The organism is Lamprocystis purpurea DSM 4197, assembly GCF_000379525.1.
GTDB classification, from domain to species: Bacteria; Pseudomonadota; Gammaproteobacteria; order Chromatiales; family Chromatiaceae; genus Thiodictyon; species Thiodictyon purpureum.
This window is the reverse complement of record NZ_KB902474.1, coordinates 185541-208696: the sequence shown is the minus strand read 5'-3', so window position 1 is coordinate 208696 and position 23156 is coordinate 185541. Positions and strand designations below refer to the sequence as shown.

General features: G+C 63.1%; 23 protein-coding genes and 1 pseudogene. 17 read left to right on the top strand and 7 right to left on the bottom strand.

Annotation, left to right across the window (positions count from 1 at the left end; translation table 11 throughout):
- Positions 1 to 443 precede the first annotated feature (443 nt).
- From A39O_RS40665 to A39O_RS42645, 5 genes are all read left to right on the top strand, one after another.
- Complete coding sequence (locus tag A39O_RS40665; protein ID WP_157639944.1) at positions 444 to 686, top strand: hypothetical protein; 243 nt, start codon at positions 444 to 446, stop codon at positions 684 to 686.
- Between the two features lie 123 nt (positions 687 to 809).
- Positions 810 to 1139, top strand: coding sequence for a BrnT family toxin (locus A39O_RS38280; protein WP_322786443.1), 330 nt, complete (start codon positions 810 to 812; stop codon positions 1137 to 1139).
- On the top strand, positions 1126 to 1389 hold the full coding sequence (locus A39O_RS38275; RefSeq protein WP_026199300.1) for a hypothetical protein: 264 nt from the start codon (positions 1126 to 1128) through the stop codon (positions 1387 to 1389). Before A39O_RS38280 ends, A39O_RS38275 begins: the two co-directional genes overlap by 14 nt.
- 179 nt (positions 1390 to 1568) lie before the next feature.
- Positions 1569 to 1697: a hypothetical protein gene (locus A39O_RS43135; RefSeq protein ID WP_020504587.1), complete on the top strand. Its 129-nt coding sequence runs from the start codon at positions 1569 to 1571 to the stop codon at positions 1695 to 1697.
- Entirely contained in the window at positions 1694 to 2575 is an 882-nt protein-coding gene (locus A39O_RS42645; protein ID WP_020504586.1) for a hypothetical protein, read from the top strand. The genes A39O_RS43135 and A39O_RS42645 overlap by 4 nt, the downstream gene beginning before the upstream one ends.
- Positions 2576 to 2634: 59 nt before the next feature.
- On the opposite strand, the pseudogene A39O_RS43525 reads toward A39O_RS42645, so the two are convergent.
- The 3 genes and pseudogenes from A39O_RS43525 to A39O_RS0110335 form a co-directional block, all read right to left on the bottom strand.
- Positions 2635 to 2721, bottom strand: a pseudogene (locus tag A39O_RS43525) (DUF433 domain-containing protein); the annotation flags it as partial.
- 18 nt (positions 2722 to 2739) lie between these two features.
- Positions 2740 to 3132, bottom strand: coding sequence for a type II toxin-antitoxin system death-on-curing family toxin (locus tag A39O_RS0110340; RefSeq protein WP_020504585.1), 393 nt, complete (start codon positions 3130 to 3132; stop codon positions 2740 to 2742).
- A complete protein-coding gene (locus tag A39O_RS0110335) occupies positions 3129 to 3359 on the bottom strand; it encodes an AbrB/MazE/SpoVT family DNA-binding domain-containing protein (protein WP_245561859.1) in 231 nt (76 codons plus the stop codon). Before A39O_RS0110335 ends, A39O_RS0110340 begins: the two co-directional genes overlap by 4 nt.
- A 759-nt stretch (positions 3360 to 4118) precedes the next feature.
- Between A39O_RS0110335 and A39O_RS0110325 the strand changes: the two genes are divergently transcribed.
- The 3 genes from A39O_RS0110325 to A39O_RS0110315 are packed head-to-tail and all read left to right on the top strand — an operon-like array spanning position 4119 to position 8396.
- Positions 4119 to 4772 carry an ABC transporter ATP-binding protein gene (locus tag A39O_RS0110325; RefSeq protein WP_020504582.1) on the top strand — a complete coding sequence of 218 codons (654 nt, stop codon included), beginning with the start codon at positions 4119 to 4121 and terminating at the stop codon, positions 4770 to 4772.
- Positions 4769 to 7282 carry an ABC transporter permease gene (locus A39O_RS0110320; RefSeq protein WP_020504581.1) on the top strand — a complete coding sequence of 838 codons (2514 nt, stop codon included), beginning with the start codon at positions 4769 to 4771 and terminating at the stop codon, positions 7280 to 7282. The genes A39O_RS0110325 and A39O_RS0110320 overlap by 4 nt, the downstream gene beginning before the upstream one ends.
- A gap of 7 nt (positions 7283 to 7289) precedes the next feature.
- Entirely contained in the window at positions 7290 to 8396 is a 1107-nt protein-coding gene (locus A39O_RS0110315) for a lipocalin-like domain-containing protein (RefSeq protein ID WP_020504580.1), read from the top strand.
- Positions 8397 to 8642: 246 nt separating this feature from the next.
- On the opposite strand, the gene A39O_RS0110310 is transcribed toward A39O_RS0110315, so the two are convergent.
- The gene (locus A39O_RS0110310; RefSeq protein WP_020504579.1) at positions 8643 to 9113 is read right to left on the bottom strand and encodes a LexA family protein; all 471 of its coding nucleotides are present in this window, start codon (positions 9111 to 9113) and stop codon (positions 8643 to 8645) included.
- Positions 9114 to 9203: 90 nt separating this feature from the next.
- Here A39O_RS0110310 and lexA point away from each other — a divergent pair, with 90 nt between their 5' ends.
- Positions 9204 to 9803: a transcriptional repressor LexA gene (lexA, locus tag A39O_RS0110305; RefSeq protein ID WP_020504578.1), complete on the top strand. Its 600-nt coding sequence runs from the start codon at positions 9204 to 9206 to the stop codon at positions 9801 to 9803.
- A gap of 180 nt (positions 9804 to 9983) precedes the next feature.
- On the opposite strand, the gene A39O_RS0110300 is transcribed toward lexA, so the two are convergent.
- Positions 9984 to 10565, bottom strand: a complete 582-nt coding sequence (locus tag A39O_RS0110300) for a superoxide dismutase (RefSeq protein ID WP_020504577.1) — start codon at positions 10563 to 10565, stop codon at positions 9984 to 9986.
- 181 nt (positions 10566 to 10746) lie between these two features.
- Here A39O_RS0110300 and A39O_RS0110295 point away from each other — a divergent pair, with 181 nt between their 5' ends.
- The 3 genes from A39O_RS0110295 (at position 10747) to grxD (ending at position 14638) form a co-directional block, all read left to right on the top strand.
- Positions 10747 to 12378, top strand: a complete 1632-nt coding sequence (locus tag A39O_RS0110295; RefSeq protein ID WP_051088796.1) for a hydantoinase B/oxoprolinase family protein — start codon at positions 10747 to 10749, stop codon at positions 12376 to 12378.
- Between the two features lie 32 nt (positions 12379 to 12410).
- A complete protein-coding gene (locus tag A39O_RS0110290; RefSeq protein ID WP_020504575.1) occupies positions 12411 to 14195 on the top strand; it encodes an N-acetylglutaminylglutamine amidotransferase in 1785 nt (594 codons plus the stop codon).
- A gap of 110 nt (positions 14196 to 14305) precedes the next feature.
- Positions 14306 to 14638 (top strand): Grx4 family monothiol glutaredoxin, encoded by a 333-nt coding sequence (gene grxD / locus A39O_RS0110285; RefSeq protein ID WP_020504574.1) that lies wholly within the window; start codon positions 14306 to 14308, stop codon positions 14636 to 14638.
- 84 nt (positions 14639 to 14722) lie between these two features.
- Here grxD and A39O_RS0110280 read toward each other — a convergent pair whose 3' ends face one another.
- The gene (locus A39O_RS0110280) at positions 14723 to 15085 is read right to left on the bottom strand and encodes a hypothetical protein (RefSeq protein ID WP_051088795.1); all 363 of its coding nucleotides are present in this window, start codon (positions 15083 to 15085) and stop codon (positions 14723 to 14725) included.
- 298 nt (positions 15086 to 15383) lie between these two features.
- Positions 15384 to 15728: a hypothetical protein gene (locus A39O_RS0110275; protein ID WP_020504572.1), complete on the bottom strand. Its 345-nt coding sequence runs from the start codon at positions 15726 to 15728 to the stop codon at positions 15384 to 15386.
- A gap of 138 nt (positions 15729 to 15866) precedes the next feature.
- Between A39O_RS0110275 and A39O_RS0110270 the strand changes: the two genes are divergently transcribed.
- From A39O_RS0110270 to A39O_RS38255, 5 genes are all read left to right on the top strand, one after another.
- The gene (locus A39O_RS0110270) at positions 15867 to 16490 is read left to right on the top strand and encodes an AEC family transporter (protein ID WP_020504571.1); all 624 of its coding nucleotides are present in this window, start codon (positions 15867 to 15869) and stop codon (positions 16488 to 16490) included.
- Between the two features lie 221 nt (positions 16491 to 16711).
- The gene (locus tag A39O_RS0110265) at positions 16712 to 17926 is read left to right on the top strand and encodes a DNA cytosine methyltransferase (protein WP_020504570.1); all 1215 of its coding nucleotides are present in this window, start codon (positions 16712 to 16714) and stop codon (positions 17924 to 17926) included.
- Positions 17919 to 20888: an ATP-binding protein gene (locus A39O_RS0110260; protein WP_020504569.1), complete on the top strand. Its 2970-nt coding sequence runs from the start codon at positions 17919 to 17921 to the stop codon at positions 20886 to 20888. Before A39O_RS0110265 ends, A39O_RS0110260 begins: the two co-directional genes overlap by 8 nt.
- Positions 20881 to 22776 carry a response regulator receiver domain gene (locus tag A39O_RS0110255; protein ID WP_020504568.1) on the top strand — a complete coding sequence of 632 codons (1896 nt, stop codon included), beginning with the start codon at positions 20881 to 20883 and terminating at the stop codon, positions 22774 to 22776. Before A39O_RS0110260 ends, A39O_RS0110255 begins: the two co-directional genes overlap by 8 nt.
- On the top strand, positions 22700 to 23140 hold the full coding sequence (locus A39O_RS38255) for a very short patch repair endonuclease (RefSeq protein WP_083924618.1): 441 nt from the start codon (positions 22700 to 22702) through the stop codon (positions 23138 to 23140). The genes A39O_RS0110255 and A39O_RS38255 overlap by 77 nt, the downstream gene beginning before the upstream one ends.
- The last annotated feature ends 16 nt before the right edge of the window (positions 23141 to 23156 follow it).

The following is a 23156-nucleotide window of genomic DNA, read 5'->3' as shown; positions in this document are numbered from 1 at the left end:
AGAAGGTTATAGAATATTGTTTTCTTTATTTTTTGTTAACTTTGCTACACCAGCGCCGGTCGGTCTATGCGGACCCGTTTGGGCGTTATGAGGCAAGATCGCCTCATAACGCATAAACGGTGCGAGTCCGGGCGCGGCACCTCTGCCGGTGCCTCTAAACACCCTGAGCATTCGCTGAGAAAGGCACTTCATACGATTGTATTATCTCTTATTCTTTTGTCAGAACCACGCGGGCATCCCCCGGTTTACGCGGTGTACCTTCGATTCGTTCGTGCGTTATGAGGCAAGACTGCCTCATAACGCACGAACGGTGCAGCGAGGAACGGCGCGCAAGCGCTTGACAACCCGGATGAACCCTGATTCAATCCGAAAAAGGCGACGCGTTATGGGGTAGTTCGTCCGCCGAAATCAAGTTAGGCAAGAATAGCCAACCAGAGAGATTTATGGACGCACTGGTCACCTTGTTGAGATTACCGTTTGGTTTGATAGCAACTGTTGTTGTAATTGTATTCTGGTTAGCGATATTTCCTTTCGAGACTATTGCAATGATTGTAGCTTTTCCATTTGCTGCAATTTTCATGTCTCGTAGCGAGCTTGGCTATTCTTGGATAGGCAAATATCCAAATTCGCTCAAGGCAATACCTGAAAAACTTGAGGCTGTGTGGGAATGGGTCGGCGGTGAGTGAGCGTGGCAAAAGTCTCCAGGGAGCTCGGGAGCTCCGGGGACAGTTTACTTAATTCCATAACCGAGCGCCAGATGAAGGGTCAGGTCTTGCCTTTTGTCTCCGCTGCCTAAGCACTCCAGGTGAGTGCCAAACTACGACTGCCGCGACGGGCAGTATCAAGCAATAGAAACCGGCGAAATCATGAGCTTCGAGTGGGACCCAAGAAAGGCGAGAGTAAATCTGCGCGAACATGGGGTTACCTTTGAAGAGGCATCCAGCGCGTTACGCGATCGACTTTCGGCGACCGGCCATGACCCAGACCATTCGGAAGACGAAGATCGCTTTGTAACATTCGGCCTTTCTTCCCGAGGTCGCTTACTTACGGTGTCGCACACCGATCGGGGAACCGCAATTCGCATTATTTCCGCACGAATAGCAACAAACATTGAAAGGCAGCTTTATGAAGAAGGTTAAGGCGGGAACCGCGGACGAACTTCGGCCTGAATATAATAGGTCAGACTTCGGCGAGCTTGTTCGTGGCAAATATGCGGATCGCATCAAGGAAGAATCAAACGTGGTGCTCCTTGAGCCAGATATTGCGCAGGCATTTCCAAACGACGAAGCAGTGAACAAAGCCCTTCGTTATCTGCTGGAAGTCGCGGAGGCTTCAACTCGCCTAACAAGCGGCCTCAAAAGCGAGCGCGCGCCACGGCCGTTGCGGTAACTCTCAGGAGTGGATGGGGTCAGGTCTTTCCTTTTGGGAGTGGATGGGGTCAGGTCTTTCCTTTTGCATTCGCCGTTCTTCCTCAACGCGTTGCGACCGCCGGAGGTGCGCGTGCTCTGGCGCGCTGGCGCGATGAGCGCGGCTACACCCAGACGCAGCGGGCCTGCGACATCCCCGGCGTGCTGGAGTTTGCCGAGCATGGGGCGCTGCTCGGCCATCTGTGGATGGAGGGTCAACTCGGCGTCGGCGATCCGCTGGTGAATCAAGGGGCGCCGACCCGGCCGTTGAAAGGCGGGCGACGGGCATGACGACCGCGCATTTCGACTACGCTCTGGAGATTCCGATGAGCCCACTTCCGTTCGATCCGCCGCCGCATTCGGGATCGCCGACCGAACCCCCACTCGTCAATGGTCCGCACTTCACTTACCGCCTGCCGCCAGGGTGGACCGTCGGGGAAGAAGGCAAGTTCTCACTCGTTCTGCGTTCGCCGGATTTCATTGCCGCTGTGATCGTGTTCGGCCAGAGCGGGATGATGCAGCCGCTGTCGCCGGAGCAGTTCGCTTACTACGCGATGACCGGGGTCATGCGACTGGCCCCGGATGTGCAGTTCGGCCCTTCGCGGCCCATCCAACCGATGCCCGGCTACACACACTCGGCGACCTTCGAGACGACCTACACGCTCAACGGTCCTGCCGGAGCGGCGCCGGTCCGCGGGGTGGTCGTCAGCAACGTGTCCATTGGGTACGGGCAGTGCAACGGGGTGCTCACCTTGGCCGGTTCGGACGCTCGCCATTGGCCCCACTACTCGGGCTGGTTGCCGCGGGTGGCCATGGCCGCACTGAACACCGGGCCGGACCCGTACGGGCGCCACACGGTGGCCGGGATGATCACAGACATCGGCCGGCAGGACGGCGAGTCTTATCGACAGCACCAGGCGTGGTCACAGCAACTATGGGGACAAGTGACCGCCGACCGGAACAGGTCCAGCGACGGTCAGCAGGAGGCACTAGGCGCTATGCTGGACGGACATGTGTGGATTCCCGAAGGCTTCGGCGGGCAACCAATCCGTCGATCGACCACCCCGGCGTGCATCTGGCGGAGCCGTGACGGCCGGGAGATCCCTTCGGACGATCCGGCATTCGATCCCCGCACACCCGGGGACGTCGATTGGGTCCGCGTGCGGTGAGCGGGATAAAGTGAAGTGGAGTCAGGTCTTGCCTTTTGCCTCGGGTCAGACCGTTCCAGGATGGACTCCACCGTGACGCGCGTACCGGCGATGGTTGGATTACCCATCATGATGTCGGGAGTCGAGACGCCGTCCCCGGTGTCCATCAAACCTTGGCTTGGTTATCAGGCGCTACGCGTTGAGCAATCACTGAGCCACTGCGCGAATTCGATTTCGCCGAGATTGCCGGCGGCGAGTTGTTCAATGATGACGACCGCTTGCGGCTCGGGCGCATCCAGACTGAATCCGTTGATCTCCAGAAATATCGAAGCAACCGCAAGGGCTGCGCGCTTGTTCCCGTCAATGAATGGATGATTCTTTGCCAGGCCATAGCCATACGCAGCAGCGAGATCAAAGAGCCTCGCCTGTGGTTCGTAGAAGAGTCGCTGTCGGGGTCTGGCCAATGCGGAATCAAGCAGTCCCTTGTCGCGAATACCAGGACGTCCACCATGTTCCGCAATTAACATGCGGTGAACCGAAATGACCACCGAATCCAGGGCCCATCGCGGATCGATCATTTCGCAAGCTCGTGAAACGCATTCCGGTACTTTTTCAGCACCTTTTCGGCTGCCTCCATCTGCTTTTCAAAATCTTGCTGGTACGGCGTGATGGTAAATCCCTCTTCATTCTCGACAAGATACAAAGTATCGCCCTTCCCGACTTTCAGTTTGTTAAGTGCTTCTTTTGGCAGCAAAATACCCATTGAATTGCCGACCGAGGTGACTTTGACTTTGAGCATAATCATGTACCATCCGCACAGTTATTACTTTTGTTACCACAGAATCTAGTCCTGCCAAACAAGCAGGTCAAGCCGGTTGCGTACTGAGGGACGAAGACGACAGCGAACCACAGGGCCTTAGGGCATTGGGGTGGGCCGTAAGGCGATTTCCGACAATTTGGATACCGGTCAGTGTAGGTGCGCCTGGCCTTGATCATTGTTCCGGCCATGCGGCCTCGTAGGGTGGACAAGCGCAGCGCAGTCCACCAGCGACGGCGCGGGATTCGGTGGACTGCGCTAGCGCTAGTCCACCCTACGGCCGGAACGATGATCAAGGCCGCCTCGCGTGTCAGGCAAAAGGCAAGACTTGCCCCTTTGCCCCCTAGACCTGACCCCTTGACCTTTTTCGGTGATTTCCGGGAAATGATCCACCTACGTGTAGGGGCGACTTTAGTCGCCCCTAAAGCCCCCTGCGGATCTCGCTGCACCCGCACAACAGACCGGAGGGCGAGGCTTCAGCCGAACAAGGCGCCGCCGCCCGCTAAAGCGTCGGCCTCCGGTTGCGTCGCCCCGATCACCGGCGGTTGAGCCCGCGTGATATGAAGCTCTTCGGAAATCGCCTTCATTTTCGTCGGTGAACAGGCTCTCTGTGTGAGAACTGCTTTTTTTGGTTCAGACCGCTGCTGCCGCAGGCGGTAGTCTGAACGGTTACGCTTCCCAGTGCCCCCAATCGCCCCCATCTCCGCGCAACTGTACCTACACCGGAACCCGCGTACCCCCCGCCCCATGCTCGACATCGCCAACCTCTCCCGCCAGTTCAACGGCCGCCCGGTCCTGCGGGACATCTCATTGCGGCTGCAACCGGGCGAGTACGTCGCCATCGTGGGCGAATCCGGCGTCGGCAAATCCACCCTGCTCAATCTGATCGCCGGGCTGGACCGGCCGGACGCCGGACGCCTGGCACTCGACGGCAGCGACTACGCCGCGTTGGATGAGGACGCGCTGACGCGGCTGCGGCGCGACCAATTGGGCTTTGTGTTCCAGGCATTCCATGTGCTGCCCCATCTCACGGTGCTGCAGAACGTGGCCCTGCCGCTGTGGCTCAAGGGCTTGGCCGGTGCGGCGGCGGAGGAGCCGGCGCGGCAACTGCTGGCGGCCGTGGGCCTGGGCGAGCGTGCCGCGAGCTGGCCGCGCGAATTGTCCGGCGGCGAATTGCAGCGGGTGGCGATTGCCCGCGCGCTGGTTCATGCCCCGCGGCTGGTGCTGGCCGACGAGCCGACCGGCAACCTGGACCCGGCCAACGGCGCCAGGGTGCTCGCCCTGCTGGCCGAGCGCATTCGCGGGGTCGGCGCGATCGGCATCCTGGTGACGCATTCGCTGGAGGGCGCCAAGACGGCGGACCGGGTGCTGCATCTCACCACCGAGGGGCTGCTGGGGTGAGTCTGGCGCCGGTCTTTCTCGGTTCACTCGCCCGGCGGCGGACGGCGACACTGTTTTCCATGGCGGCGATTTGCCTGGGTGTGGCACTGGGCATGGCGGTGCACGCGATCCATGAGGCGGCACTCACCGAGTTCGGGCGCGGTCTGCGCTCCATGGCCGGCGAGGCCGATCTGCAAGTCAAGGGACCGCGGAGCGGCTTTGACGAGGGTCTCTATGCCGTGCTCGCCGCCCGCCCTGAGGTGGCCGCGGCGAGTCCGGTGGTCGAGGTCGAGACTCAGGTCACCGGGCGCGACGAGACACTGCAACTACTGGGAGTCGACGTCTTCACCCTGCCCCGCGTGACGCCGGCCCTGCTGCCGCGCCCGGCGGAGGCGGCCGACACGTCGCAGCGCACCGACCGCTTCGCGATCTTGGCCGAGGACACCGTTTTTCTGAGCGCGGCGGCGCAGTCCGCGCTCGGGCTCAAGTCCGGCGACCGGCTGCGGCTGCGCGCGGGTGATCACACGCTGGATTTGCGGGTGGCCGGCGATCTGCCCGGTGCCGCGCAGAACCGCCGCCTGGCCGTGATGGATATTGCCGCGGTGCAGGCCCGCTTCGCCAGGCTCGGGCGGCTCACCCGGATCGATCTGCGGCTGGCCGAGGGTGTGACCGCGGAGGCGGCGCGGCTGGGATTGCAGGCCATTCTGCCCGCCGGGGTACTGATCGAGGCACCCGAGGCCGCGGAGGATCAGGCGGCCAATCTGTCGCGCGCCTACCGGGTGAATCTGACCATGCTGGCGGCCATCGCGCTCTTGACCGGCGGGTTTCTGGTCTTCTCGGCTCAGGCACTCTCCGTGGTGCGCCGGCGGACCGAGTTCGCCTTTCTGCGCGCCATCGGTCTGGCGCGACGCGACCTGTTCATCTGGCTCTTGGCCGAGGGGGCGCTGGTCGGACTGGCGGGCGGACTGGTCGGCGTGGCCCTGGGGCATGGGTTGGCCTGGGCGATGCTGACCGTGCTCGGCGGCGATCTGGGCGCCGGGTATTTCGCCGGGCTGACGCCGCAACTTCAGTTCCAGCCGGGCGTGACGGGGGTCTATGTGGCACTGGGCGTGCTGGCCGGCGTGGCCGGCGCCTGGCTGCCGGCCCGCGAGGCGGCCACGGTCTCACCGGCGCAGGCGCTGAAAGCCGGCGACGACGCGGCGCTGCTCGGCGGACGTGGACATCCGCGCCTGGGCATCGCCGTGCTCGCCGCCAGCCTGCCGGTCTGCTGGATTCCGCCCATCAACGGGCTGCCGGTGGGCGGTTATCTGGCCGTCGCCGGTGTGCTGGCCGGAAGTGTCCTGTTGCTGCCGGCCGTCGCCTCCGCCGTCGCCTGGCTGCTGCCGCAACGCGGTCCGGTGCCGGCCCGCCTCGCCGCGGCCCGGCTGGGCGCCGCCCCCGGACATGCCGTCGTGGCGGCGGCCGGGGTCCTGACCAGCGTCGCCCTGGCGGCGGCCATGGCGATCATGGTCGCGTCCTTTCGGGAGTCGGTCGACGAGTGGCTGAGCGAACTCCTGCCCGCCGACCTCTATCTGCGGGTCGGCACGATCCAGAGCGGCAGTCTGCTGGACGCAGCGCTGCAAGCCCGCATCAGCGCCGTGCCCGGCATTGGCCGCGTCAACTTCACGCGCCACGAGAGTCTGCGTCTCGCCGCGGGCCAGGCGCCGGTGGGTTTGATCGCCCGGCCGGTGGCGGCCGACGGCCGGGATTTGCCGCTGGTCGGCGCCGCGCAACCGCCCGGCCCGGGTGAAACGGCGATCTGGGTTTCCGAAGCGATGCAGGACCTCTACGGCTGGCGGCCCGGCCAGCGCGTGGAGGTCCCGCTCGCCGGACGGCCGGTGCCGCTACGCGTGGCCGGTATCTGGCGCGACTATGCCCGCCAGACCGGTGCACTGATGATCGACTTGGCCGACTACCGCCGCCTGACCGGTGACCCGCTGGCCAACGACGCGGCCATCTGGCTCGCCCCCGGTGCGGCGGCGTCGCAGGTGGCCGCCGCGCTCACCGCCGTCGGCGACCCCGGCGCGCTGGAATTGGCCTATCCGGGCGAGATCCGCGCCATCAGCCTGCGCGTCTTCGACCGCACCTTTGCCGTGACCTATCTGCTGGAAGCGGTCGCGGTCGCCATTGGCCTGGCCGGAGTGGCGGCCAGCTTCGCCGCGCTGGCGGCGGCGCGGCGGCGCGAATTCGGGATGCTGCGCCATCTGGGGCTGACGCGCCGCCAGATCGGCTGGATGCTCGCCCAGGAGGGCGCGCTGGCGGCCGGGGTCGGGGTGCTCGGCGGACTGCTGGCGGGCGGAGCGATCGGGCTGGTGCTGATCGAGGTCGTCAACCGGCAGAGTTTCCACTGGAGTATGGATGTGCACGTCCCCTGGGGGTCACTGGCCTTGTTCGCGGGTGCGCTGATCGCCTTGGCGGCCGCCGCGGCCGTGCTCGCCGGTCGGCAGGCCATGCGACAGGACGCGGTGCTGGCGGTCCGTGAAGATTGGTGATACCGGAATGAATCGACGTACCTGTCTCCTTGCCTTGGCGAGCCTGCCGGTCTGGCGCAGCACTGCGGGCCAGTCAGCGAAGCCCGACCAGACCGAGGGGGCGGCAATCACCTTTGCCCCGGTGCTCCCCGACCGGACCCTGGTTTTTCCCGACGATCACGGCGCTCACCCGGCGTTTCGGACCGAGTGGTGGTATGCCACCGGCTGGCTGCGCCTGCCGGACGGCAGCCCGCTCGGCTTCCAGACGACCTTTTTCCGGGTGCGGACCGGTCTCGGAGAGCAAAACCCGAGCGCTTTCGCGCCGCGTCAGTTGATCATTGCCCACGCTGCCATCGCCGACCCGCGGCTGGGCCGGCTGCGCCACGATCAACGCGCGGCCCGGATCGGATTCGGCCGGGCCGGGTCCGAGACCGGGCGCACCCAGGTCTGGATCGACGACTGGAAATTCGAGCAGACCGACGACCGCTATCAGGCTGACGTCCGCGGCGAGGAACTCGCCTACAGCCTGTCGCTGGTCCCGGACGGCCCGCCGCTGCTCAACGGCGCCGCCGGGTTCAGCACCAAGGCCGCCGATCCGCGCCATGCGAGCTATTACTATAGCCGCCCGCACCTCGCGGTCACCGGCACGGTGACGCTGGATAGCCGCACCCAGGCCGTGACCGGTCAGGCCTGGCTGGATCACGAATGGTCGAGCGAGTACCTGCCGCAAGGCGCGGCCGGCTGGGACTGGATCGGCCTGAATCTCGATGACGGCAGTGCCCTGATAGCCTTCCGGATGCGCGGTGACGACGGCCGCGCCGTCTGGTCAGCCGCCACCGTCCGGTCGGCCGGGGGCGGCGCGCGGGCGCTGCCGCCGGACGCCGTGACCTTCACCCCCCGGCGCCACTGGCGCTCGCCGCGCACCGACATCACCTACCCGGTCGCCTGGCAGGTGGGCATCGGCGGGCGGCTGCTCGATCTGCAACCCCTCATGGACGACCAGGAACTGGATAGCCGGCGCTCCACCGGCGCCGTCTATTGGGAAGGGGCGGTGCGGGTGTCTGAAGACGGCCGGGAGATCGGACGCGGTTATCTGGAGATGACCGGGTATGGGGAGACGATCAGGGTCGGGTAATCTTGGTCGCGAGGGGCCTTGATCGTAATCCCGGCCGGCGGCGTGCGTCGTCAGGGCTTCCAGCCCTGACGGTGTCAGGCCAGGATGGCCTGACTACGCACCCGGCGAGCCCAAGCTGACAGCGAAGCCACGAGGCGCGAGCACATCCGGCGCGCTACGATCAATTCGATTACGACAACGACAACGACCGCTGACCATGGCGGGCGCGCTGCGGCGGCCGGACGTGGAGCAGCGGGCGCACGCTGATTATGCCGCCCCGCAGCGAATCACCCCCGACACGATCCCGAGAATCTCCAGCTCCTCGTGCCGCAAGTAGATGGGTTCCATGGCCGGATTGGCGGGTTGCAGCCGGATGCCGTCGGTTTCGATGAAAAAGCGCTTGAGGGTCACGCGTTCGCCGTTGATCATGGCGACCACGGACTCCCCGTTGGCGGCGGTCTCGCGCTTTTCGATGATGATGATGTCGCCGTCCTGGATGGAGTCGTCGATCATCGAGTGACCACGCACGCGCAGGGCATAGCTGTTCTTGCGTACCATGTGCCGCGGCACGGTGACGGTGGCGCGGTCCTCCGGAATGTCGACCGGCTGCCCGGCGGTGACATACCCGAGCAGCGGGATCTCAACACCCGGCTCGCGGCCGAGGCGCAGGGGCTCCAGGGCGGGGTTCCAGGTCGTGTGACGGCGCTTCGGCAGGATGTAGGCAAGGCTCGGACGCATCGGGTGTACCTCGTGGCGGGGTGGATCGTTCTCGATTCGTTCTCCTCCAGACAAGCATAGACTATCCGAACAAAAAGAGAAGAAGGCGCCATGCCGCTCACCCCTCGCCAACAGCAGGTCCTGGATTGCCTGCGGCAGCACGCCGCGGACTTCGGCCGGGCGCCCACCCTCGACGGGCTCTGCCGACTGCTCGGCCTGCGCTCGCGCGGGTCGCTCCACAAGCATGTGCAGGCGCTGATCGCCGAGGGTCTGGTCGAGCCGCTCAACGGGCGTCACCGCGGCATCCATCTGGTCACGCAGTCAACGGACGAGAATACCCTGCCGCTGCTCGGCAAGATCGCCGCCGGACGGCCGATCGAGGCCCTGCCCCAACCGGATACGATCGAAATCCCGCCGCGATTGCGCACGTCCAGACCCTGCTATGTGTTGCAGGTGACGGGCGATTCGATGGCCGAGGCCGGTATTTTGGATGGAGATTTTGTCGTTATCGAGCGGCGCGAGACCGCGCGCAACGGCGAGATCGTGGCGGCATTGATCCGCGGCGAGGAGACGACCCTCAAACGGATCATCCAGGAGCCGGGGCAGGTGACCCTGGTCCCCGCCAACCGGGGCTTGTTACCGGTGGTGTATGCGCCTGAGGAGGTCGCGATTCAGGGTGTGCTGGTCGGGCAGATGCGCGCGTATCATTAGGTGCGGGAGGCGGGGGCGGTGCGGACCGACCCGACCCCCACGCGTGGATCAGGCGGCCCCGATCAAGCTTCCGGCCACTTGGGCTCGCCGGGTGCGTAGTCAGGCCATCCTGGCCTGACACCGTCAGGGCTGGAAGCCCTGACGACGCACCCCGCTGGCCGGGATTACGATCAAGGCCGATCAGGCCGCGTAATTGGCCGAGACGAAGGCCCAGTTGATCTTGTCCCAGATGGTTTCCAGATACTTGGGACGGGCATTGCGATAATCGATGTAGTAGGCGTGCTCCCAGACATCGACGGTGAGCAGGGCCTGCTTGCCGGAGGTCAGCGGGCAGCCGGCGTTGGCGGTGTTGAAAATCTCGATGGAGCCGTCGGCGTTCTTCACCAGCCAGGTCCAGCCGGACCCGAAATTGGTGACGGCGGACTGGCTGAACTGCTTCTTGAACTCGTCGAATGAGCCGAACTTGGCGTTGATCGCGTCCGCCAGAGCACCGGTCGGGGCGCCGCCGCCGGTGGGACTCAGACAGTTCCAGTAGAAGCTGTGGTTCCAGACCTGAGCGGCGTTGTTGAAGACCCCGCCGGAGGACTTCTTGATGATCTCTTCCAGGGACATGGACTCGAACTCGGTCCCCGGAATCAGGTTATTCAGATTGGTGACATACGCCTGATGATGCTTGCCGTAGTGATAATCGATGGTCTCGGCGGAGATCACGGGCTCCAGGGCATTCTTTTCGTAGGGCAGCGCGGGCAGTTGATGTGCCATGATCGGACGTCTCCAAGGGTGAGTGAGGGGTGAGTGAAGTCAGACCCAGGCCCAGACACGCACCAAGGCGGAGCCCGAGACCTGATACCGACGGCGCTTAAGCGGCCGTCTAACTGAGCCGCGATTTATGGCCGCGTCGGCGGCTTTGCAACCTGACCACCAAGACCGCGAGTTGCTGCCCATGCCCCTCGACCCCATCGACCTCGGTCTCTTTGCCAGCCGTCTAAACGCGCTGTGCGACGAAATGGGCGCGGTACTGCGCAATGCCGCCTTCTCGCCCAATATTCGCGATCGGCTGGATTTCTCCTGTGCCGTCTTCGACGGCCAGGGCGGCTTGTGCGCCCAGGCCGCCCATATCCCGGTGCATTTGGGGAGCATGGCCTATGCCATGGCTGATGTGGTGGCCGCGCTCGATTGGTCTCCTGGGGACATGGTGGTCCTCAACGACCCCTATCTGGGCGGCACGCACCTGCCCGATGTGACCCTGATCGCGCCGCTGTATGCCGCTGCCGCGGCCCGGGGCCGATCCGATCAGGACGGCGCGCCCATCGCCTTCCTGGTGAACCGTGCCCATCACGCGGATATCGGCGCGAGCAGCCCCGGCTCGATGCCCTTGGCACGCACCCTGGCCGAGGAGGGTCTGATCCTGCCGCCGACCCACCTGATCCGCGGCGGCGTCCTACAGACCGAGTTCCTGGAGGGGATCCTCGGCGCCACCCGCAACCCCGGGGATGCGCGCGGCGACTTCTTCGCCCAGATCGGCGCCAACCGCGCCGGACTCGCCCGCCTGGGCACCCTGGTGGACGGGATGGGGGCGGCGGCCTACCGCGGCGCGCTGGACGACCTCAACGACTATGGCGAGCGCCTGGCGCGTGCCGCCCTGGCGGTGCTGCCGCCGGGTCTCTATCGTTATGAGGACTGGATGGACGACGACGGCCAGGGCACCCGCGACATCCCGATTCAGGTGGCAATGACCGTTTCCGCCGGCGGCGTGCACCTGGATTTCAGCGGCACCGCGCCCCAGGTCCCGGGCAACATCAACTGCCCCCTGTCGGTGGCGGCGGCCGCCGTCCTCTACTGTTTCCGTTGCCTGATGCCGCCCCAGACCCCGGCCTGCGCCGGGACCTTCCGGCCGATTGCGCTGACCGCTCCGGTCGGCTGTCTGCTCAATGCGCGGCGGCCGGCCGCGGTGGCCGCCGGCAACGTCGAGACCAGCACGCGGGTGGTGGATGTGGTGCTCGGTGCCCTGGCCCAGGCCGTCCCGGAGCGGATTCCGGCAGCCAGCCACGGCAGTATGAACAATTTGGCCATGGGCAGCACCGATCCGGCCGCGCCCTGGGACTATTACGAGACCATCGGCGGCGGCATGGGGGCCGGCCCCGCGGGCGGCGGCTGGTCCGGGGTCCAGACACACATGACCAACACGCTCAACACGCCCATCGAAGTGCTGGAATCGCGCTATCCGCTGCGCGTCACCCGTTATGCTCTGCGGCGCGGCTCAGGCGGCGCCGGGCAGCGGCCCGGCGGCGACGGGCTGATCCGGGAGATCGCGTTCCTGGCCCCGGCCCAGGTGACCCTGCTCACCGAACGCCGCCGTCATGCGCCCTGGGGCAGCGGCGGCGGTGCCGACGGGGCGGCCGGTGTCAATCGGCTCAACGGCCGGGACCTGCCGGGCAAGGTGACCCTGACGGTCGCCGCGGGTGACCGGCTGCGCCTCGAGACGCCGGGCGGCGGGGGCTGGGGCGCTGAGGACGATTGCGCCGCGGAGGAACGCGTTCAATTGCGGCCGATACGCGGACTCTCTGAAAAATGAGCCAATCATCAAGCTGTTCGGAGTAGGATCGAATGTGCGGTATCTGTGGTGAATTGCGTCTCGACGGCGCCCCGGCGAACCTGGATGTCATCCAGCGCATGATGGCTGAACTGACCCGGCGCGGGCCGGATCATGGCGGCAGCTACAGCGACGGGGCGCTCGGTTTTGGTCATCGGCGGCTGGCGATCATCGACCTCTCGGTGCGCTCCAACCAACCTATGGTGGACGCACACCTGGGGCTGGCTCTGGTCTTCAACGGGACCATCTACAACTACCGCGCGCTGCGCGCCGAGTTGGAGGCCAAGGGCTACCACTTTTTCTCCGACGGCGACACCGAGGTCATCCTCAAGGCCTATCACGCCTGGGGCAACGCCTGCCCGGAACGGCTGCACGGCATGTTCGCCTTCGCGCTCTGGGACGCGAACCGGCGGGCGCTGTTCATGGCCCGCGACCGTTTCGGCGTCAAGCCGCTGTACTGGAACCGGCAGGGACAGGTGTTCCGCTTCGCCTCCACCACCCAGGCCCTGCTCGCCGCCGGCGGCGTGGACACCCGCATCGATCCGGTGGCCTTGCACCATTTGTTTACACTGCACGCCGTGGTGCCGGCACCGCGCACCGTCCTCACCGGGGTGCGCAAGCTCCCCCCGGCGCATTGGATGCAGGTGGATGCCGACGGCAACACCACCGAGGGGCGCTACTGGCACCTGGACGCCACCCGTCCGGAGCAGCCGCTGACCGATGACGATTGGCTGGCGGCCATCCATGAGTCCTTGCGCCAGGCGGTCAAGAAGCGCAGCGAAGTGGCCGATGTTCCGGTCGGAGTGCTGCTCTCCGGCGGTCTAGACTCCAGTCTGCTGGTCGCCCTGCTGGCCGAGGCCGGAGTGTCGGATCTGCGCACCTTCTCGGTGGGCTTCGATGACACCCCGGAAGAGGCCGGCAGCGAGTTCGAGTTCTCGGACCAAGTGGTGGCACGCTACGGCACCCGCCACCGCAAGTTCCGGGTACCCAACGACCAGGTCCTGGAGCGCCTGCCGGAGGCCATCGACGCCATGACCGAACCCATGTTCGGTCAGGACGCGGTCGCCTTCTATCTGCTCGCCGAACAGGTCTCGCGCGAGATCAAGGTGGTGCAGTCCGGCCAGGGTGCGGACGAGGTCTTCGGCGGCTATTTCTGGTATCCGCGCATTGCGGCCGAGGCGACCGGCTCGCGCGTCGAACGGCTGGCCAAGCACTATTTCGACCGCGATCATGACGAGTACCTGCGACTGGTGCAGCCCGCCTATGCCGGGGCGGACCACACCTCGGCCCTGATCGCGGGCCTTCTGGATGAGGACGGCGCCGACGAGCTGCTGGACGCCATCCTGCGGCTCGATGTGACCACACTCATCGTCGACGATCCGGTCAAGCGGGTCGATAACATGACCATGGCTTGGGGGCTGGAGGCGCGGGTGCCCTTCCTCGATCATCAGCTCGTCGAGCTGGCCGCCCGCTGCCCGACGGAACTGAAACTGCGCGCGGGCGGCAAGTACCCGCTCAAGGCGATGGCCCGCGGCCTGCTGCCCGACGCCGTGATCGACCGGCCCAAGGGGTACTTCCCCATGCCGGCCCTCAAATACGTCCGCGGCGCCTTCCTGGAGATGATGCGCGACGTCCTTAGTTCAGGCGCCAGCCGCCAACGGGGCCTCTACGCCCAGGGCTATCTGGACATGCTGCTCGCCGCCCCGGACCTGCACCACACCCGCATCATGGGCAATAAGCTCTGGCACCTGGCCCTGCTGGAACTCTGGCTGCAGCGAAACGTGGATGGGCACGGGTAGGCGCGAGCAGCAACCCGCCAAGCGCGGCCGCCGACGCGCTCGGCCGTTGAAAACCTTCGACTGGTCCCGACTTACCCGATGTCAGTCAACTATATCACCAGAGGTGTCGAATGGACGTTTTGGAGCGAATCGGCGAGCAGGTCAAGAGTAACGCCGTCGTCATCTACATGAAGGGGACGCCCCAGTTCCCCCAATGCGGCTTCTCCATGAGGGCCTCGGCGGCCCTTCAGGAGTGCGGTGTTCCCTTCGCCTACGTCAACGTACTGCAAGACCCGGAGATCTTCGAAAACCTGCCGCGCTATGCCGACTGGCCGACCTTTCCGCAGATCTACATCGACGGCGAGTTGGTCGGCGGCTGCGACATCACCCTGGAACTGCACGCCAGCGGCGAGCTCAAGACCATGATGGAGACCGCCGCCGCCAAGACCGAAGCCAACGCCTGAACCACACCCCGCGCCGCCCCGGCGCGCGCGTGCAGATGCAGCGCCCGCCCTGGTGACAGCGCGCCCATCGCCTTTGAACGAGCCTCAGCGCTGCTTGAAGATACAGTCGAGCGCCGGCTGATTGGTGCCGGTCGGGTAGAAGGCGTTGATGCCGTCGGTGTAGTCCTTCGCCGAGAACTGGCCGAAGTAATACTTGCTGGTCATGTCGACGAAGGTCACATCGTCGCTGGTGCTGCTCAGCAGCCAGTTCAACGGCTGATTGCCGACCGACAGCTTGCCGCAGTTCTGCTGGATTCGGTTCAGGAACGCCTCGGCACCAGGGTCTTCGACCAGGGCATCGCGGGCAAAGCCGCCGGGGCCACAGCCGGTCAGGGCGAGCAAGGCGAGTGCCGGCAGGAAGACCCGGGCAGCCTGGTGATCGCGGGCAATCGATTTTATTTTCTTCATCATTTCTCGTCGAGATTTACCGTGAAAGTCGCATAGCGNCCCCGTGGGAGCGGCGTCCCGCCGCGACGGGCCGGGCGGATAGCCGCAAGCGTTCGGGGTCACCGCGGCACCGCATCGCGGCGCGACGCCGCTCCCCCGGGGGACCCTCATCGTCCGGGGTGGTTGATGTTCCTTATCATGGCCGTGTCGACATCACATCTGCGCGGCTCTGGCCCGGCTCAAGCCTCGACCTCCAGTGCGCGACTCCCGTACACCGGCCGGAATGATGATCCATGCCATCTGTGGGCGACACGCGGCCTCAATCAGGCGGCGGAAACGGCACGAGCAGGCCCTTGGCATCGAGCGTCCAACGGGTCCCGTCGTCGGCGGGAATGCCGGTCTGGAGCCGCCAACGCTCCGGCAGCGGACGGGGCAGTGCCAGCAGTCCGCCGCCGGCCGTCTCCAGCAAGGTAAACTCCAGCTTGCCGGTCGCCGCGCCGGTGATCTCCACCAGCACCTTCCAGCACCCGCTCCACTCGCGGAAAAAGTCGTACTTCAAGACCACCGGGCCGATCAACTCGGTGAGCAGCGATTCGATCAGGGCGCGGGCGGCCGAGGCGCGGCGGGTGAAGTCAGTCAGCGGCACGGGGGTCTGGTCGGTCATGGGGTTCCTGTCGGTCGGCCTTCAGCAAGTTCGGAGGCGCATCGCCCGCACGCGGTGTGTGGAAAATGCGTTGGCATTCGTCCAAATATGAGTATGTTCACGCCAAGAACCAGGTCACTCCCATAGGAACTTGCCCATTTGGCCGCCATCATCGCCATCACCGCCCCGATCTTCCTCCTGATCGCCCTGGGATTCGTCGCCGTCCGGGCCGACTGGGTGCCGCGCGAGGGCGCACTCGCCATGGGCCGCTACGTGCTGCGCTTCGCGTTGCCCGCACTGGTCTTCAACGCGCTGGCCAAGCGTCCGCTCGGGGAGATGCTGGTGCCGCAGTTCCTGGTCGTCTATGCCGGCGGCTCGCTGATCGCCTTCACTATCGGGATGGCGGTCAGCACGGCCTTGCGCCGAACCCGCCCCCTTGGCAATGCCTTCTTCGGCATGGGCGTGTCCATGTCCAACAGCGGCTACATCGGCTATCCGCTGGTCGCTCAATTGCTGGGGGCCGACGCGCTGATCGCCGTGGCCATGACCATGCTGGTGGAAATCCTGCTGATCATGCTTTCGCTGGTTGCGCCCTTCGACCCCACGCTGACCCAAGCCGCGCTAGTGCTGGCCGGTCTGCCCATGGTCACCATCTTCCCCTTGCTCGCCCAGCGCTATGGCCAGGGCGAGCAATGCGCCTCGGCACTGCTGGTGACCACACTGCTGTCATTCCTGACGCTGAATCTGGGGCTGTGGGCCTTGGGTGTGGGGTCGACACCATGACCCTGGGCGCCTTTGTAGAGGCGCCGCTGGACCAACGATCGTGCGCGGAACTATAGTTCCTCAAGGTGCGCAGTTTACCGCCACTGTGACCGTTGGTTCCGCCTGTCTCGCGATGATCGAGAGCCGAGCTGCTTTTCAGGATGCTCCGCCGTTCGTTACGCTTCCGGCACCGCATGTTGAATCTTCCGGTTTTCGCTTTATAAAACAGCGGCTTTTGTGAAATGGACACATCATCGTTCGTACCGCCGGAGACCGATCCATCCGCTTTCCAGCGGGGTGGAACGTCATCGTCGGCAACTGCCGAACCGGGACGCGCGGCATCGCGCCGTCTGTGCGCCGTTGATCTTTTCGCCGGCGCCGGGGGATTTTCCGCCGCCGCGTCAAAGGTCGGCATTCGCATTGTTGCCGCCGTCGAACTGGACAAACACGCCTGCTCCACCTACCAGGCAAACCTGATCGACGGCTGCGACGACCCCGATGCGGCTCCCAAGCTGTATTCCACCGACATTCTGGAACTGGCACCCGATGCTCTGCGTGACGCACACTTCGCCGGGAATCGTGTCTGCGACATCGTTCTGGGCGGTCCTCCATGCCAGGGGTTTTCCGTACATCGAATCAAGAATGCAGGGGTGGACGATCCGCGCAATAAACTGATCCTCAGTTATTTTCGGTTCGTCAAGTGTTTGCGGCCCAGCGTTTTTCTGATGGAGAACGTCCCCGGCTTGCTGTGGCAACGTCACCAGGACTTCCTTACCGACTTCCTCCACGCGAGCCGTCGCGCCGGATATCGGATCATCGGGCCTACACCCCTTGACGCCAGGGACTATGGCATTCCCCAGAGGCGCAAGCGCATCTTCATCCTCGGCATCCGTGAGGACGCAAGCTTCGACAAAGCCGTATGGCCGCCGCCGCCAACCCACGGCGACGCAAAGGCGCTGGAGCGGAACCCGTCGCTCCTGCCTTGGGTTAGTGCAGCGACGGTGTTCGAGACGCCGATGCCGGAAGACGATGAGAACGATCGGCATATGAATCACTCGCCGAAACTGGTCAAGGTATTTGAGAACACGCCGATCAACGGCGGCAGCCGATGCGAGTCGGGGCGTGTGTTGCCGTGCCACGACGGCCACGATGGGCATAGCGACGTCTACGGACGCATCGACCCGACCGCACCGGGACCGACCATGACCACCGCCTGCATCAACCCGTCGAAGGGACGCTTTGTCCATCCGACCGAGCCGCACGGCATCACTGTGCGCCAAGCGGCCCGCTTTCAGACCTTCCCGGACACCTTCGTCTTCAAAGGGGGCCTGATGGCCGCGGGCGCGCAGATCGGCAATGCAGTGCCCATTCAACTTGGCGAAGTGTTGTTGCGTGCCGTCTCCCGCGGACTCGGAGTTGATCCGGATGCTGACCGGGCCGGAATCACCTATGGTTGAAGCCGTCGCCTTCCGTACTCGCGCTCGTACCATCGACCATCTGGGGCGGGAGCAGATCGCCGACTGTCCCACCGCGATTTCCGAACTCTGGAAGAACGCCTACGACGCCTACGCAACCACTGTCGCGCTGCACATTTACGATGGCGACATACCCGTGGCGGCCATCGTCGATGACGGTCATGGCATGACCCACAAGGACTTCATCGACAAGTGGCTGGTGGTCGGTACCGAATCGAAGGCGAGCGGAGGTCAGGTTCGCGAAGAAGACCGTAACGGACTTCCGCCGCGGCCGAAGCAGGGCCAGAAGGGCATCGGGCGACTCTCCTCAGCCTTTCTCGGCCCCCTGTTGCTGGTGGTCTCCAAACGTCGCGACACGCCCTTTACCGCCGCCCTGATCGACTGGCGCCTGTTCGAGAATCCCTTTCTTTATCTTCAGGACATCGAAGTTCCGGTCGTCGAGTTCGACGCCAAAGAACAGGTTTTTGAACAGCTCCCGGCCATGTTCGAGACGCTCGGCGGCAACCTGCGGGGCACCGGTCGGGACCCGGCGCGGGACCAACGCATCGCCCAAGCATGGCAGAGCTTCGACGCGCTGGAGGCAACCGAAGGAAAGCCATCGACACGCGACGCCATGGAGCGAATCGTCGAGGGCACAATCTTCGCTCCCCGTCATTTCCTCCAATGGCCGCTCTGGCGGGGAGACAAGGAGCACGGCACCATCCTGCTCATTGCCGACATTGTCTTTGACCTTGAGGCTCAATTACCGGAACGACTTCATGCCGAGGATTCCAATGCCGCACAGCAAGCAAGAGATCGACTTTTTCAGACACTGTCGAACTTTACCGATCCTTTTACCAACCCCAAGGAAGTCGAAGAAGACTATAGCGCCGCTGATTTCAATTATTCGGTGATCGCTTGGGAGGGGGCTCTGCAACGCACAGTCATTGCCAATCAACGCGAGTTCGACTACCGAAATCTGGAGGAATTGGAGCATGTGGTCGAGGGCGGCGTCGATGAACACGGGGTTTTCGTCGGCAGGGTACGGGCGTTCGGAAACTGGCTGGAGGGCGAGGTTCGCATCGATCCAAAGATGAGTGTTCCGCAGCGGGCCAACTCAAAGGTCGGGGCATTCCACCTCCGCCTTGGAAGTTTCCAGCAGGATTCTGGATCATCCTCCCACCCGCCGGACATACACCGTCAGCTGCTGGAGCAAGCGAAGCTGTACGCAGGAGTGATGATTTACCGGAATGGTCTGCGTGTAATGCCCTTCGGACGGGAGGAAAACGACTTCTTCGAGATCGAGAAGCGGCGCAGCCTGCACGCAGGGCGGAACTTTTGGTCAAACCGAAGGACATTCGGGCGCATCGCCATCACCCGCGAAGGAAATTCAAACCTCAAGGACAAGGCAGGCCGTGAGGGACTAATCGACAACAAGGCGACAAAGGTCTTTCGCGATCTGGTCGAGAATCTACTGCGGAAGACCGCGCTGGAATATTTTGGAACCGGCTCTGAGGGACAGAAGCAGTATCTCCCGGATATTCAGGCAACCCGCGCCCGGGAAAAAGCCGAAGCGGAGCGCAATCGCCGCCGCGCCTTCAATCGGAAGCGCTTTCGCACCAACCTGCAACGATTCGGCCCGGTACTTTCTGAACTGCGTACTGAGCTCGAGACGCTAGCCGAACGGCTGCGCGATACCGAGCCGACCTCTGAGTCGGATATCCTGCGATTGCGGGAGCAAGTTCAAGGGCTAAAGGATCGATCTAAAGATTTCTCCTTGGGCGAGGCGCCCAGAATCCTCGGGAGCCTTGAAGAAGAATACGGTGCCTTCCGGTTCAATCAACGCAGCGTCGGCAATTTGCTCAGCACCTTGGATCAGTCATTGAACGCTGCCCTGGAAGCGGTGAAGCCGCGCGCACCTCGCGAGATCGCTTTCTCCGATATGAGCAGTCATGCCGCATACCTTCAGGGGCGCCTGCGCAAGTGGCTGAAAGATGCGCGTGAACTGCTTGAGGCCGAACAAGGACGAATCACTGCGCTCTACGAGACACGCAGCAAGCAATACCACGCCAAGACCTTGCCTATTCTCGATGATGTCGAGCACGAGCGTATCCCATTGGCTAGGGCACTGGAACGTCTGGCCGGCGAACGTGACAACGTCGACATCGAGAACGCCGAAACCTTCGAGCCCTACATCGCGGCGTTGCGCAGCCTCCAGGAAAACATCGACCTGGAAACCCTCGCATCCTACGGCATGGATGCGGCGGACGAGACGCGCGAAGAGGTGGATCGGTTGCATTCGCTGGCGCAACTCGGCATCACCGTGGAGATTATCGGACATGAAATCGAAGGGTTTGAGTTAACGATCAGCGAAAGTCTGCAAGACCTGCCCGAGATTGCGCAACGGACACCGGCCTTCGCCGCGATCAAGGTCGCCCATGAAGCACTGGCGGATCGCCTGCGGTTCCTCTCGCCGCTGAAGCTCTCCGGGCCTAAGTATAAGACGACGCTTGGTGGTGCAGATATCATTGGCTATGTGCAGCGATTTTTCCAAGACACTTTGCGGAATACCGGCGTTACACTGGAAGCCACCGAGCGCTTCCTCCGTTTTTCCGTCTACGAACAACCGGCACGACTTTTTCCCGTTTTCATCAACTTGATCAACAATGCCGTCTACTGGGTCCGGCAAAAAGGCCCTGGTGACCATCGCATCCTGCTGGATGCCGTAGATGCGAGGGTCGTCGTCGCCGACGATGGACCCGGCGTTGACGAGGACGATCTAAGGCACCTGTTTTCCTTGTTCTTTACCCGCAAGGTCCGCGGCGGTCGCGGTGTAGGACTCTACCTTTGTCGCGCCAACCTGGCGGCAGGAGGACACACCATCGAATATGCGACGGATGAGCGGTTCAAGATTCTGTCCGGAGCGAATTTTGTCATCGACTTCAAGGGGGCGAAGTATGAGTGATGTAGGTACTTCCACTTACGGAGACCTGATACAAGAGGTTTTCATCGGTCCCATCCGGTCGGTATTGGTGGTAGACGATGATTTCCCCACTCTTGATTTGTTGCTTAGCCGGCAAATGCTCACACAAGGCACGCCCTGTGACGAGCAAGACGCGCAACGGGTCCGAGACATCATCCAGTTTTGCCACGCAGAAGCACGTCGGTGGATGATTGAGGTCCACGACGGCCAGCCCGACAAACCGCAAGTCCCCTCGCACCTCACTCAGTCGGACCTGATGATCCTGGATTTCCATCTCAATAAGGAATGTCCGGACGAGGGCGCCGCTGCGATTGAGATTCTTCGGCAGTTGGCGGAAAACAGATACTTTAATTTAGTCGTTGTTTATACGAAGGGCTTCGCTGGCATCGGAGGCGACATCGCACGGGTTACGCGAGAAATCGCCGTCGGGCTTTGCACACCAGACGAGCGGTTGACTTTGCATGCAAACGGGATAACTACCATCGAAACTCTACTACAAGAGTGGGAGGACGATGATCCGGAAATCAGAGGGAAACTGAAAGCAGAGATCGATGACGAAACCTTCCTGAAGATTCGGGGCTTCGCAGATCCAAAGATCGATTGGATTAGTGTGTGCGACTGGGACGAATTACAGGGACTCAGGAATTTTTTCGTTGGCGCACCAAAGTCCATTTGCGATGATTCAAAATTCAAACTCTTAACGAAATGGGCCTTCTACGAAAAGCAACTTGAGCTGTTGCCTAAGCTCGCCACCACAGGCTTGGGTGCTGTGGAGATGCGTTTCGGTGACGAAGGGGTTAACTGGATACGAACGGACGGACTATTCGTTACGGTGGTGAGCAAGTCGAACGACGCTTCCTCTCTTCCCGAACATCTCCTAAAGGCATTGCAAAGTTGGGACCCTGAACCGTATCGGCTGTTGATGGCCAAGATGCGCGCCGTCTTGGACGAGCACGGCGCCCTGGCAGAGGCGGAGGTATTGCGCAATCGGCACCTTCAGGCAGGATGGCTGGGCGACTTTATGGCCTCCGAACCTGATCAGCGTCCATGGAAATTTCACAATGTGATCAAGCGACACTGGGAAGGATTGGGAGATGCGATCCGAACTACTGTCACTGAATTCGGTGAGCGTCTGGGAGGTCGCGTCGTCGCGGATGGGGTCGAGAGATGGTATGCATCGCTTGAGCCGGCAGAGGTCATGGTTCACCTTAACCGATACGAGTGCAGCAAGAAAGTAGAGGGCAGCCACTTGACCACTGGGCACGTCCTACAAATAAAAAATGGCGCTTCCGCCGGAGCATATTGGCTGTGCCTCTCTCCCGCATGCGACCTTGAACCTGGACAGAAGGATTCGGGTTGGCACAAACGACTGGGAGAGCACATCCCGTTTATTGCCGTGGAGCTTTTCGGAGTTCCTCATGCAAGAGTGGGCGAGGCCCTCGAAAGTGCCTCCAGCGCAAATTATCTGTTTCTAGAAATTGATCGGAAGTTGAGGTGTTTCAGCTTCCTTCCGCTTTCCCCCAACAACTTTGGTGGGGTGAGAGACAGAACTCCGAATCCGAAATGGGAGCAGATGTTTGCTGAAAGACAGGGTCGCTTTGATAACACTGGAAACCGCTTTCAAATCACCCGGACAGCAGGTGGAAGCGAGCGTCTTGCGCTCAGCACCTATTCCGCAACGGTCGTTGCGCAGCTTCGCTATGAGTATGCGCTCAACCTTTTACAACGCCTCGGCGCAAGTCTGTCGAGAGTTGGACTCGATTTCGTCCCGATGACTTGTCGCCCACTGCCCAATGGACAAACTGACGCCCAAGCAACGCTCGAAAATCATGTCGAAGGTCAAGGGACGGAATACCCTTCCGGAGGTTAGAGTCCGACAGGCGTTGCATGCAATGGGCTATCGCTTTCGCCTGCATCGCAAAGACCTCCCGGGAAAACCGGACATCGTCCTTCCGAAACACGGGGTATGCATATTCGTTCATGGCTGCTTCTGGCATCGACATCCGGGCTGCGTGCGCGCATCAACCCCACAGTCGAACAAGGAATTTTGGACTAGAAAGCTCGCAGGCAACGTTGAAAGGGACCAGTGTAATGCGATGGAGTTGGCCAAGGCGGGTTGGCGAGTATGCGTCATTTGGGAATGCGAAACGAAAAGTGCGTCCGCCTTGGACATCGCCGTCAACCGCTGTCTGAACAGCGAAACGCAGGCCCGGCCGCAGCCAAAACCGCGATAAACCTTGGGAAACGGCC